At 70.2% G+C, this 11,556-nt stretch carries 12 protein-coding genes; 3 read left to right on the top strand and 9 right to left on the bottom strand.

Annotated elements, in window-relative coordinates:
* Positions 1–7: 7 nt before the first annotated feature.
* From ACQPZX_RS23690 to ACQPZX_RS23680, 3 genes are read right to left on the bottom strand one after another with little or no spacing between them, the layout of a single operon-like run.
* Positions 8–1,009 (bottom strand): LuxR C-terminal-related transcriptional regulator, encoded by a 1,002-nt coding sequence (locus tag ACQPZX_RS23690; protein WP_433384375.1) that lies wholly within the window; start codon positions 1,007–1,009, stop codon positions 8–10.
* 9 nt (positions 1,010–1,018) lie between these two features.
* Positions 1,019–1,738 carry a class I SAM-dependent methyltransferase gene (locus ACQPZX_RS23685; protein WP_433384372.1) on the bottom strand — a complete coding sequence of 240 codons (720 nt, stop codon included), beginning with the start codon at positions 1,736–1,738 and terminating at the stop codon, positions 1,019–1,021.
* A complete protein-coding gene (locus tag ACQPZX_RS23680) occupies positions 1,735–2,121 on the bottom strand; it encodes a DUF4345 domain-containing protein (protein ID WP_433384369.1) in 387 nt (128 codons plus the stop codon). The genes ACQPZX_RS23685 and ACQPZX_RS23680 overlap by 4 nt, the downstream gene beginning before the upstream one ends.
* A gap of 79 nt (positions 2,122–2,200) precedes the next feature.
* Here ACQPZX_RS23680 and ACQPZX_RS23675 point away from each other — a divergent pair, with 79 nt between their 5' ends.
* Together ACQPZX_RS23675 and ACQPZX_RS23670 are read left to right on the top strand one after the other, a co-directional pair.
* Positions 2,201–2,803: a TetR/AcrR family transcriptional regulator gene (locus ACQPZX_RS23675; protein ID WP_433384366.1), complete on the top strand. Its 603-nt coding sequence runs from the start codon at positions 2,201–2,203 to the stop codon at positions 2,801–2,803.
* A 4-nt stretch (positions 2,804–2,807) separates the two neighbouring features.
* Positions 2,808–3,278 carry a hypothetical protein gene (locus ACQPZX_RS23670; RefSeq protein WP_433384363.1) on the top strand — a complete coding sequence of 157 codons (471 nt, stop codon included), beginning with the start codon at positions 2,808–2,810 and terminating at the stop codon, positions 3,276–3,278.
* A gap of 13 nt (positions 3,279–3,291) precedes the next feature.
* Here the strand turns inward: ACQPZX_RS23670 and fxsT are convergent, their stop codons facing one another.
* The 6 genes from fxsT to ACQPZX_RS23640 all read right to left on the bottom strand — a co-directional run bounded on the left by fxsT (position 3,292) and on the right by ACQPZX_RS23640 (position 10,113).
* On the bottom strand, positions 3,292–5,412 hold the full coding sequence (gene fxsT / locus ACQPZX_RS23665) for an FxSxx-COOH system tetratricopeptide repeat protein (protein ID WP_433384360.1): 2,121 nt from the start codon (positions 5,410–5,412) through the stop codon (positions 3,292–3,294).
* A gap of 9 nt (positions 5,413–5,421) precedes the next feature.
* Entirely contained in the window at positions 5,422–6,219 is a 798-nt protein-coding gene (locus ACQPZX_RS23660) for a M15 family metallopeptidase (RefSeq protein ID WP_433384357.1), read from the bottom strand.
* Positions 6,220–6,283: 64 nt separating this feature from the next.
* Positions 6,284–7,303 (bottom strand): ABC transporter ATP-binding protein, encoded by a 1,020-nt coding sequence (locus ACQPZX_RS23655; RefSeq protein WP_433384354.1) that lies wholly within the window; start codon positions 7,301–7,303, stop codon positions 6,284–6,286.
* On the bottom strand, positions 7,300–8,100 hold the full coding sequence (locus tag ACQPZX_RS23650; RefSeq protein ID WP_433384351.1) for an ABC transporter permease: 801 nt from the start codon (positions 8,098–8,100) through the stop codon (positions 7,300–7,302). Before ACQPZX_RS23650 ends, ACQPZX_RS23655 begins: the two co-directional genes overlap by 4 nt.
* Positions 8,088–8,906, bottom strand: a complete 819-nt coding sequence (locus tag ACQPZX_RS23645; protein WP_433384348.1) for an ABC transporter permease — start codon at positions 8,904–8,906, stop codon at positions 8,088–8,090. The genes ACQPZX_RS23650 and ACQPZX_RS23645 overlap by 13 nt, the downstream gene beginning before the upstream one ends.
* A 79-nt stretch (positions 8,907–8,985) precedes the next feature.
* Complete coding sequence (locus tag ACQPZX_RS23640; protein WP_433384345.1) at positions 8,986–10,113, bottom strand: ABC transporter substrate-binding protein; 1,128 nt, start codon at positions 10,111–10,113, stop codon at positions 8,986–8,988.
* Positions 10,114–10,361: 248 nt separating this feature from the next.
* Here ACQPZX_RS23640 and ACQPZX_RS23635 point away from each other — a divergent pair, with 248 nt between their 5' ends.
* Complete coding sequence (locus ACQPZX_RS23635; protein ID WP_433384342.1) at positions 10,362–11,546, top strand: DUF1996 domain-containing protein; 1,185 nt, start codon at positions 10,362–10,364, stop codon at positions 11,544–11,546.
* Positions 11,547–11,556: the final 10 nt, after the last annotated feature.

Below are 11,556 nucleotides of genomic sequence, written 5' to 3'. Positions count from 1 at the left end.
CCACCCCTCACCCGAAAGCGGTATGGGGTGAATCCCCCAGCCAGCCGTTGTCCATCGCCGTCACTACGGCGGCTGTGCGGTTGAAGGTGCCGGTCTTGCGCATGATGGCTGCGACGTGCTTTTCGACGGTCTTCGGTGACAGGCCCAGGCGCGAAGCGATCTCCCGGTAGGTCAGGCCCTGGCGCATGAGCTCCAGCACGTCGGACTCCCGTGCGGTGAACGGCGGCGGTGACGCGTACGGGATGTCGGCTCGTAGGACGACCCCCCACCCGCGCACGCGTTCGACGGTGACCTCGCCGCCGGTGATTCTTGGCGGTGCGGCCGCCCAGGCCGAGCCGTCGGTCTCGTCGCGGACCATCACGCGCACGCCGTCGGGGCGGTAGACGATGCCGACCCGGAGCTTGTCGCCGGCGTCCGCCACCAGGTCGGCCGCTACCCGGGCCACCTCCGGCGCGACCGGGCGCACCTCGCCCGCCTCGGTGACGACGTTGCCCGCGCGGCGCAGGACCGAGGCCAGCGAAGTGCCGAAGCGGCCGCTGCGGACGATCGCGGCGGCTGCGGTCTGGGTCAGGGTTTCCAGGTCGTCCACGGCCTGCGTCTCGAAGGTGCCGGCGCGGGGTGCGAAGGTCACGCTGACGGCGATCACCTCGCCGCGCCACCAGATGGGCACCGCGGCGGCCGGGCCGCGGCGCTTGGGGTCGGCGCCGTCCAGGTGACCGGCGCGCAGCTGGCCGTACTCGGGGATGACGACCGGGCGGCGGCGGCCGAACGCTCGGCCGGTGGCGCCCTCGTCCAGGGGAAACGTGTCGCCCAGCCGGCAGAAGGCGCCGTACTCGGCGGCCTTGGTGTAGCGGCCGGCGGCGGCGTCGATCAGCGAGACGCTGCCGGCGGCGGCGCCGGTCAGGCGGGCGGTGTGGCGCAGCAGGCGGCGCAGGACAGGCTCGAGCCGCAGGTCGCCGTAGACGTCGGCCACCGCTTCGGCCAGCCGGAACCCCTCCCCGGCGCTCATTCCCCGAACCTAATCCCGGTGTGCGGTCACGATCCAGGCGCGGGAGTCGAACCAGACCCCGTCGTCGGTCAGGTGCGCCTCCAGCATCTCGCGCAGGCGTTCCTTCGCGCCGGGCTTCCTCAGCGCCTCGATCGTGGACGTGAAGCCGCTGACCCAATCCAGTGCGGACGGCAGATCGGGGCCGAAGCAGAGCTGCTCGCGGACCTCTTCGAGGCCGACGCCGCCGAACCCAGCCGCCGTGAGGATCTCCTCGACCTTCGCCGGGTCGCCGAGCGAGAAGGCACCCCGCCCGTCGGTCGGGCCGAGCGCCTCGGTGAGCGCGACGTTCCACTGGTTGAGGCCGGCGGCCTGCCAGACCATCATCACCAGGCGGCCGCCGGGGCGCAGCGCCCGCCCGATGTTGGTGAACGCCGCGACGGGGTCGCCGAAGAACATCGTCCCGAACCGGCTGATCGCCAGGTCGAAGCGGGCGGCCGGGAACGGGTGGACCTGGGCGTCGCCCACCTCGAACGCGACATTGCCCAGCCCCGCGGCCTGCGAACGGGCGCGCTCGATCGCCGGCTCGGAGGTGTCGACGCCGAGCGTGCTGCCGTCCCGCGCCGCCCGCGCGGCCTCCCGGGTGGTCAGCCCGGCGCCGCAACCGACGTCGAGGACGTGATCGCCCGGGCGGACGGCCGCCGCCCGGCGCAGCAGTTCGTTGTGCCGGCGCAGCTCGGTGTCGTAGTTCATCGGCGTCCCTTCACGGTGAGCGCCACGATCAGCGGCGGCAGCACCAACTCGATGACGGTCAGCGGGATCTGGAACCAGTGCGGCGCGCCGTACACCGCGAGCGACAGCAGACGGCCGATGCCGCCGAGGAACATGAAGGCCGCGAGCCATCGTACGATCGAGCGCGGTATCGGCGACTGTCGAGCGACCCAGAGCCACGCCACGCCGTACCCGAAAAATATCGCGTTGTAGAAGCGCTCCCGGCTGTCGACCGTCACGCCCGCGATGGTGTCGGCGGTGCCTTCGCCCGGCACCGAGCCGATGCCCAGCACGACGTGATAGAGCCCGATCCCCGCGCACGCCACCCCCATGGCGACGGCAAGCCATTTCAGCACCCTCTCCACGACGCCTCCCCGTTAGTAGACACCTGCCTACTAACGGAGGCTACGACCGTAGTAGACACGCGTCAACTAAGATGGCACGGTGACCACCCGCCGACGCCTCACCCCCGGCGAGCGGCGCCGCCTGCTCGTCGAGGCCGGCGCCGAGCTGTTCGCCGCCCAGCCGTACGAGTCGGTGCTGATGGAGGACGTGGCGGCGCACGCCGGCGTCTCCCGCGCCCTGCTGTACAAGCATTTCCCGAACAAGCGGGACCTCTTCGCGGCCGTGTACGCGGTGGCATCCGAGGGTCTGCTCGCGGCGACCGAATTGGATCGCCGCACCCCGTTCCTGGATCAGCTCATCGCCGGCCTGGGCGCGCATTTCGACTACTTCGCCGCCAACCGCAGCGCGGTGCTGGCGGCCAACCGGACCCTCGCCGGCGACCCGGTCATCCAGGCCATCGTCACCGGCGAGCTCGCGGAGCTGCGGCGCCGGGTGATCGAGATCAGCGGCCTGGAGGGACACGACCGGGCCGTGCTGGCCGCGGTGCTGACCAGCTGGCTGGTGTTCGTCCGCGTCCTGGTCGTCGACTGGCTCGCCAACGACTCCGTGACCCGCGACGAGCTGAACGACATCTGCGTCGGCGCGGCGCGGGGCGCCCTCGGCGACCTCCTCGAAAAGATCGAGCACAATCGCCTACTGTGAGGTCGTGCCTTCGCGACCCGATCTGGAACGCCTCGTCGTCTGGTGCGACCCCAGCGCGACGGAAAGCCCGTCCCAGTTGCTGCGGCCCGAGCTCGGCGCCGCGCTGATAGTCCACCGGATGACACCTTCGGGCGACGTCGACGGCCTCGCGGCGGCCTGGAAGGGCCGGATCGGCATGTCCGCGCCCTCGAGCATCAGCGAGTTCCCGGCCGAGCGGGTCCGCTTCGGAGGCACGCTGCCCGGCCTGCGCAACCCGGCGAAAACGGCGACGGTGGTCCTGGCCACCGACGCCGGCTCCCTCACCGTCACGCTGTCCGGCGACGTCCTGGCCCCCGATTGGAGCACCCGCTTCGACGCGGCCCACGCCGCCGACACCGCCGGCGTCATCCGCGTCGACTGGACGCTGCCCGGCCACCTGTTCGAGCTGTTCCTTTGGCCCGACCTGGGCATCGGCGTCGACGTCGGCCCGCCGTAAAGCCCGGCATCGGTCAGCGCCGGTCAGGTCGCCCAGCGGACCGGGAGATGTTGACGATCTCGTCAAAGGCCGCCAACGTGTTCGGGTGATCGTCGCCGAGCACCCGCCGTGTGTCGGCCAGGACCTGTTCCAACGCCTTGATCGCCTCTTCCGCCTTGCCGGCGGCCACGAAGGCGACCGCGAGGTTGTGGCGGGTGCCCAGCGTGTCCGGGTGATCGTCGCCGAGCACCCGGACACGGTCGGCCAGGACCCGCTCGAACTCGCCGATCGCCTCCTCCACGCGGCCCGCGCGCTGATAGGCGGCGGCCAACTGGTTGCGGGTCACCAGCGTGCTCCGATGGTCCTCGCCGAGCACCCGCCGCACGTCGACCAGAACCCGCTCCAACGTCGTGATCGCGTCGTCCACCCGCCCCGCAACGCGGTAAGCGACGGCAAGGTTGTGGCGGGTGCCCAGCGTGTCCGGGTGATCGTCGCCGAGCACCCGGACACGGTCGGCCAGGACCCGCTCGAACTCGCCGATCGCCTCCTCCACCCGGCGCGCACGCTGATAGGCGACAGCCAACTGGTTGCGGGTCACCAGCGTGCTCCGATGGTCCTCGCCGAGCACCCGCCGCACATCGACCAAGAGCCGCTCGAAGGCGGTGATCGACTCCTCCACCTTGCCCACATCGCGGGTGGCGATGGCGAGGTTGCTGCGGTCGCTCAACGCGCTCGGGTGATCGTCTCCGACCAAGCGCCGCCATTCGGCCAGCACTCGCTCGTATCCGTCGATAGCTGTGCCGAGGTGGCCTTGGTACTGGTGATAGATGGCCGCCTCGCTGCGCAATTCCACCATTTGCGTGAAGGTGTGGTCAGCCGGGAGGGCTTCGGCCAGCGCGTTGATGTGAGGCAGCAATGACGCCCACAGCGGCCAGCCCTCCACATTGTCCATCGGGTCGTCTGGGGCGGTCGCGTAAAGCAGTTCGACTGCTCGCCGCTGGAAGCCGGTGACCGCCTCGGGCGCGGCAGCGCCCCGGATGACGGACTGAACCAGGCGATGGACGGCCGCTGTCGCCGGGGTCAGCGTGACCATGTTGTAGGACGCGAGCAACCCGAGCGCCCGGTCGACGCCCCCGCGTTCCGGTTCCAAGCCGTGTAACACCTCCCGCGGCAGCTCGTCGGGCGCCAGCCAGGCGAGCACGTTCAGCACGTCCACCGAGACCGGGTCCTCCTCGGCGATCCGGCCGAGCGTCACCGACCACACTCGCGCCACGGCCCGCTCCGCCGCGCCCCGGTCGATCACCGTGGCCAGCATCTGCTGCGGGTCCCGCCGGAGGTCACGCAGGTAGTCGCCCATCGTCGTCTTGGTCTGCCGTAGATATGCCCCGGCCTGCTGCAGCGCCAGCGGCAGGCAGCCAAGCTCCCCAGCGAGCACCGCCGCGGTCTGTGCGTCCTGCTCGGCGGACAGGCGGAGCAGCAGGTCCACGGCCGCTCCGGGGTCGAGCACCTCGACCCGCAAGCATGAGTCGGTGATATCGTCCCAGCCGACGTCCCGGCGGGTCGTGATGACCACGTGGCCGCCGTCGAGCTGGCCCAGCAGCGGCTCGACGTCGGCGCGCTGCTCGACATTGTCGAGGACCAGCAGCCACCCGGGGTGCGCCTGCAGCCAGCCGACCGCCCACCGTGCCGCCTCCTGGCCGGTGGCCACGATCGCCGAGTCGGGGTGCAGCCGGAAGGCCAGTTCGGCCAGCCCGGACTCGATGGCCTGGGAGCTGTCGGCGGTCACCCACCAGACCAACCGGTACGCGGCCCGGCGCCGCCACGCGTATTGCAGGGCCAGCTCGCTCTTGCCCACCCCGCCCAGGCCGTGGACCGCCTGCGACTGGGCCACCACGCCCGTGCCCGACGCCACCGACTCGGCAAGGGCGGTCAGCTCGGCGTCCCGCCCCACGAAGGCCCTCGCCGGCGGCTTCGGCAAGCCGATCATCGCGGGCCAAGGCGCCGGCACGTCCTGGGGGCGGCCGAGCGGGACGGGCTGTCCCTGGAAGGCCCGCGACCGGTCGCCGGTCTGCACTATGCCCTGATTGACGCCGGTCGCCGCCGAGCGCGCGCCACCGGCTACCGCGTCCGCATCCACAATGTCGATGAATAGCACAACCCCGCATCAGCGGTTGGTGACGCTGAAGTGCATGTAGTCCTTCAGGCTGCGCCACTGGCCGCCCCAGAAATACCCGTTCGCGGTGAAGGCTCGCGCCGCGCCCTCGGCGTGGATCATGCCGATCAGGTAGCGGTTGCGGTTGAGCCAGTAGCTGCCGCCGGCGGGTGAGACGGCGCCGTTGCGGATCATCGGGTTCTGCAGCGGGTTGATGTCGATCGCGGTGCCGAAGGCGTGTTCCGACCAGACGTCGGTGCCGCCGACCGGGCGGCAGTGGTAGCCGGCGGTCACGATGCCCATGTTGGTCTCGCCGGGCATGTTCACCGACATCGGGGCCATCGCCATGATGCGGTAGCGCCAGCGGAACAGCGTGAAGAAGATCTGCTGGACCCGCAGGGCGACGTCGCGGTGCACGATGATGCTGCCGTCGTGGTAGGCGCCCTGCAGGTCGATGTAGGAGACCCAGACCTTGCGCAGCATCGCGGGCGGCACGGGGCACTTCAGCAGCGGGTTCCAGTTGACCATCGCGGGGGTGACGAGCTCGATCCGGGAGCGCCACGCCTGCAGCGGTTCGGCGGGAGGCGTCAGGCGCAGCGTCTCGTCGACGTGCACGGGGTAGGGCGGGACGATCTGGTTCCAGCGCCCGATGTCGGCGGCGCGCAGGCCGAAGTCGCGGGCGATGCTCTGCATGGTCTCGCCGGGTGCGACCACGTGCCACACGGCTCGCGCGGCGGACGCCGGTCGCCCCGGCAGGACGAGAACCGGGACGACCAGGGCCAGCAGGAACGCGAGGAGTTTTCTCAGCACGGTTACCGACCGTACGAACCGATTGTCCCCCTCACAGCGGAAACGCGAAACTGATACGGAAATTTCAGGACAAGGCTACGGGTACGGGGTCCAGAGTCACCTCGACCGCAGTGCCGGGCGCCAACGAGGGCACGAGAGCACTGGGCACCTGAGCGACAACAAGCGTCTCCCCCACGGTGACGGTGACGCGGCTGGTCGGCCCGAGGAAGCTGCAGTTCAGGACCCGGCCGGCGCCGTCCGCGGCGGGGGCCACCGACACCGCCTCGGGCCGTACGAGAGCGGTCGCCGAGCCCGAAGGCGCCGGCGAGACGAGCGGCAGCGAGGCGCCTAGCACCGAGATCGTGTCCCCGGAGACCGTCCCGGGAAGCCGGTTGCTGAGCCCCACGAAGTCGGCAACGAACGCCGTCGCCGGCTTCTGATAGACGTCCGCCGGCGAGGCCAGCTGCTCCAGCTTCCCGGACTTCATCACCCCGACCCGGTCGGCGACCGCGAGGGCCTCTTCCTGGTCGTGCGTCACGAACAACGTCGTGGTCCCCACCGACGTCTGGATCCGCTTGATCTCGTCCCGAAGCTGCACCCGCACCTTGGCGTCGAGCGCCGACAACGGCTCGTCCAGCAGCAGCACCGCCGGCTCGATCGCGAGGGCCCGGGCCAGCGCGACCCGCTGCTGCTGCCCGCCCGACATCTGGTGCGGGTACCGCGTCTGGAACCCGCCCAGCCCGACCAGCTCCAGCATCTCGGCAGCCCGGCCCGGCGTCCGGCGCCGGCCGCGCAGACGAAGTCCGAACTCGACGTTCTCCACCGCCGTGAGGTGCGGGAACAGGCTGTACGCCTGGAACACCATGCCCATGTCCCGCTTGTTCGCCGGCAGCCCGGTCACGTCCTTGCCGCCGACCAGGACCTGCCCAGCGTCGGCGTCTTCGAGCCCGGCGAGCACCCGCAAGGCCGTGGTCTTGCCGCAGCCCGAGGGGCCGAGAAGGCAGATCAGCTCCCCCGCCTTGATCGACAGGTCGAGGTTGTCGAGCGCGTGCACCGGCCCGAAGGTGCGGCGCAGCCCGTTGAGATGGACCGCCACGCCGGTCATGAGGCCTCCTTGACGGAACGGCGGCGGTCGCCGACCAACGAGAGCAGCAACAGCAGAACGAACGCGAGCAGCAGCGCCGTGAGCGAGACGGCGACCGACATGGTGGCGCTGCTCTTGCCGAGCAGCGCGATGGAGACCTGCAGGTTGGTGCGATTCAGGAGCGACGCGATGGTGTACTCGCCGAGCACCAGCGCGACCGACAGGAACGCCGCCGACAACACCGCCGAGCGGATGTTCGGCAGCACCACCCGTACGATCACGGTCGCCCACCCGCCGCCGAGGCTCCTCGCGGCCTCCGCCAGGGTTTTCACGTCGATCGCGGCGAGCCCGGCGTCGATCGCGCGATAGGCATAGGGCAAAACGAGGATCGTGTACGCGAAAACCAGCGTCAGCGATGAGCCGCCCAGGAAGTAGACGACCCACGCATAGACCGGCGCCAGCCCGACGACCAGCACGATCGCGGGGATGGTCAGCGGCAGCAGGCACAGGAACTCGATGAGCCGGCGGATCCGGGGCAGCCGCAGCCGTACCCAGATCGCGGTCGGCACCAGGAGAACCAGCATTGACAAAGCCGTGAGGCCTGCCTGCTCAAGTGACGAGATGATGCCCTCGGCGAGGTCGGGGTAGGTGTCACTTAGCTTCGGCCAGTTCACCAGCAGCGGCCAGGTCTGCGAGTCGCGGGTGCTGAACTCGACCATCGCCGCCAGCGGGAGCAGGAAGAACACGCCGAGGACGATCAGCACGGCCCAGCGCAGCACGCGCTGCCGGCGGGCCCGGCGGGCGTTCATCCCAGCCATTTCGCGGTCCTCCTCTCCAGCAGCGTGTACAGCCCCATCACGACCGCCACCACGATGACCATGCCGAGCGCCATGGCCTTGCCGACGTTCTGCTGGCCGAGCACGACCTCGCTGGTCAGGGCACTGCGAATCTGCAGCGGGACGATCGGGCTCCCCTGGCTCACGAGTGCGGCCGCCGTGGCGTACGCGGAAAAGGAATTGGCGAAGAGCAGCAGCGTGGACCCGAGGAACGCGGGCGCCAGCAAGGGACCGGCGACGCGGGTCCAGTACTGCCAGGTGGTGCCGCCCAGGCTCTCGGCCGCCTCGCGCCACTGTGGACGGATGCCGTCCAGGGCCGGGAGGAACACGATCACCATGAGCGGGACCTGGAAGTACGTGTAGACGAGGATCAGGCCGGGCAGCTCGAAGAGCCATACGCCGTTGGCGTACAGGTCGACGTTGATGTGGTCTTGCAGCCACACGGTGACGAAACCGCTCAGGCCGATGGTGGCCAGAAAGGCGAAGGCCAGGGTCACGCCGCCGAACTGGGCCAGGACGCCGGCGGCGGAAGTGACGACGCGCCGGAGCACACCCTGCGGTTTCGCGGTGGCGAGGGCGTACGCGAGCAGGGCGCCCAGGATCGCGCCGACCAGCGCGCTCACCGCCGACAGCAGGATGCTGCGGCCGAACGCGTCGAGAATGTAGCCGTCGCCCAGCGCCTTCACGTTGGCGAAGGTCACGCCGCCGCCGTCCCCCGCGAACGCCCCGACCACCACGACCACCGTCGGGATGATCAGGAAGATGCTCACATAGGCCAGGAATGGCACGGTGCCCAAGAAGGGGGTGACGCCCCGCAGCCGCGGCCGGGTGGCCACGCGCTGCGGAGCGGCGGTAGTCGTGGCGATCTCAGCCAACGGTCTTGGCCCAGTTCGCCGTCAGGTACGTCTTGGCCACGGTGTTCTGCGCCTCGGTCGGGACGACCGGGGTGCCCTCGACCTTCGGCAGGGCCGCGAACGCGGTGGCGTCGATCGTGCCCGCCTTCTGCATGGCGTCGGCGCGGACCGGCCGGGCGCCGCCCTTGAGCCACAGGTTCTGGCCCTGGTCGGAGTAGAGGAACTCCTCCCACAGGCGCGCGGCGGCCGGGTGCGGGGCCTCCTTGTTGATCGCCTGCACGTAGTACGAGCCGAGCACCGCGTTCGCCGGGACGAACGTCTTCCAGGTCGGGAGCTTCTTCGTCTCGGCCGCGTTCAGGTAGTCCCAGTCGAAGACGACCGGGGTCTGGCCGGACTCGATGGTGGTGGCGCTCGGGTCGACCGGAAGGAAGTTGCCGGCCTTCTTGAGCTGCCCGAAGAAGTCGACGCCCTTGGTGATGTCCTCGGCGGTGCCGCCGTTGGCGATCGAGGTCATCTGCACGCCGCCGAACGCGGAACCGGCCTGGGTCGGGTCGCCGTTGAGCGCGACCTTGCCCTTGTACTCCGGCTTGAGCAGGTCGGCGACCGCCGTGGGCGCCGGGACCTTGGCGCTGTCGTAGCCGATCGACATGTAGCCGCCGTAGTCGTTGACCCAGGTGCCGCTGGCTTCCTTGAGGTTGTCCGGGATGTCGCCGAAGGTGGCGACCTTGTACGACGCGAACATGGCGGTGTTGGCCGAGGCGACGGAGCCGCCCAGGTCGAACACGTCCGGGGCCTTGTCCTGCCCCTTGAGCTGGGTGGCGGCGTTGATCTCGTCCTGGCTCGAGCCGTCCGGCTGCGCCGAGTTGACCTTGATGCCGTACTTGTCGCCGAACGCCTTGACGATCTCGCCGTAGTTGGCCCAGTCCGGCGGGAGGGCGATGACGTTGAGCTGGCCCTCCTTCTTCGCGGCCGCGACCAGGGCGTCCATGCCGCCGAGGTCGGCGGCGCTGGTCGCGGTGGCGGCGGTGCCGGCGGCGGAGCCCGCTTCGGCCTTCTTCTCCGGCGGCGAGCACGCCGCGATGGCGACGACCGTGCCGGCGGCAAGGGTCACGGCCACCGTACGGCCGAGGGTGGTGCGCACTTTACGTGTCCTCCTTCTACGGCACCGGGTTCCGGTGCACGCGAAGGTGGATCTTGGAAGACCTTGATGGCGGGCAGGCGTCCGCCAGGCGTCGCGATCAGATACAGATTTGAACTAAACCGGGCTCCGGCCGATAACACTAATTTCGCTTGGGATATGTCACTTCAGGTGACCCTTAAGAACATGAATGCGCAGGCAATCATGCCTCTACGCTTCTCGCGGCCGTGACACCACGTGAGGAGTACCCCATGTCCCCTGAGCCCAGGCACGCCCGCGGCAAGCGGGGCATGGCGGCGATCTGGGCCGGCGTCGCGGTCGCCGCGGTTGCCGTGGCCGTCGGCGTCGTCGCCCTGCGAGGCGGCGACGCCGGTCCGCAGCCATCGAACGCGGCCGAGGCCCTCGCCCTCACCCCGCCTCCCGGAGCGTCGTCGCCGAGCGCGCCCGGCACCGCGCTCCCCGCGACGGCTTCGGCCGCGGCCTCGGGATCGGCCGCGGCCGATTCCGCGCCGGCCGAGCCGAAGGCAACCGTCGCGCAGGAGCCGCCCAAGGTGGGCTGGATCAACGTCGACGCCGCCGCCTGGAAGGCGCAGCTCGACGCCTACCAGGCGCTGAAGACCGATCCCGTCCCGGCCGGCGTCGGCAACCTGCCGGAGTTCCGGGCCGACTGCCAGTACAGCCACCGGCTCGCCGACGACCCGATCGTCTTCCCCGGGCTGCCGGGCGCCTCGCACATGCACTCGTTCGTCGGCAACAAGGCCATCGACTCCGGCACGACCGCGGCCGACCTGACCAAGTTCACCGCCACCACGTGCAAGCCGGCCCAGGACCATTCCGCCTACTGGGTGCCCACGCTCTACGACGCCGCCTCCGGCAAGCCGGTCGAGACAACCGGCTTCCGGGTCTACTACCGGTCGATCCGCGGCAACTCCACCGGAGTGCAGCCGATCCCCACCGGCCTGCGCATGATCGCCGGCGACGCGAAGAAGAAGGTCCCGACCCCGCGCGGCGCCCAGGGCCAGTTCTACTGCGCTTTCTACGGCCCCGGCGACCTCGACGGCATCGCCCGCAGCACCAACGGCAACTGGCCCATCTGCGGCGACGGCGCCACGTTCCATTTCATGCTGCAATTCCCCGACTGCTGGGACGGCACGCACCTCGACAGCCCCAACCACAAAGACCATGTCGCGTACGGGTCGGAGAACGGCTGCCCGGCCGGCCACCCCGTCCGGATCCCCGCTCTGACCTTCGACATCCAGTACGGCGTCAAGGGCACCAAGCAGGGCTACTACCTTTCCTCGGACCCGACCGGCAAGAGCGCCTCCTCGATGCACGGCGACGCCTTCGTCAGCTGGGACGTCACCACCATGAACAAGCGCACCAAGGACTGCGTCCTGAAGCGCCGCACCTGCGACAACAACGGCTACCTGAGGTAACGCCTTCGAG

The sequence above is a fragment of the Actinoplanes sp. CA-142083 genome (assembly GCF_050942195.1).
GTDB lineage: Bacteria > Actinomycetota > Actinomycetes > Mycobacteriales > Micromonosporaceae > Actinoplanes.
This window is presented reverse-complemented; position numbering and strand designations above follow the sequence as displayed.

Coding starts and splice junctions, on each gene's coding strand:
- ACQPZX_RS23690 (WP_433384375.1), bottom strand. CDS start 1,009: ATGAGCGCCGGGGAGGGGTTCCGGCTGGCCGAAGCGGTGGCCGACGTC.
- ACQPZX_RS23650 (WP_433384351.1), bottom strand. CDS start 8,100: ATGGCTGGGATGAACGCCCGCCGGGCCCGCCGGCAGCGCGTGCTGCGC.
- ACQPZX_RS23635 (WP_433384342.1), top strand. CDS start 10,362: ATGTCCCCTGAGCCCAGGCACGCCCGCGGCAAGCGGGGCATGGCGGCG.
- ACQPZX_RS23655 (WP_433384354.1), bottom strand. CDS start 7,303: ATGACCGGCGTGGCGGTCCATCTCAACGGGCTGCGCCGCACCTTCGGG.
- ACQPZX_RS23685 (WP_433384372.1), bottom strand. CDS start 1,738: ATGAACTACGACACCGAGCTGCGCCGGCACAACGAACTGCTGCGCCGG.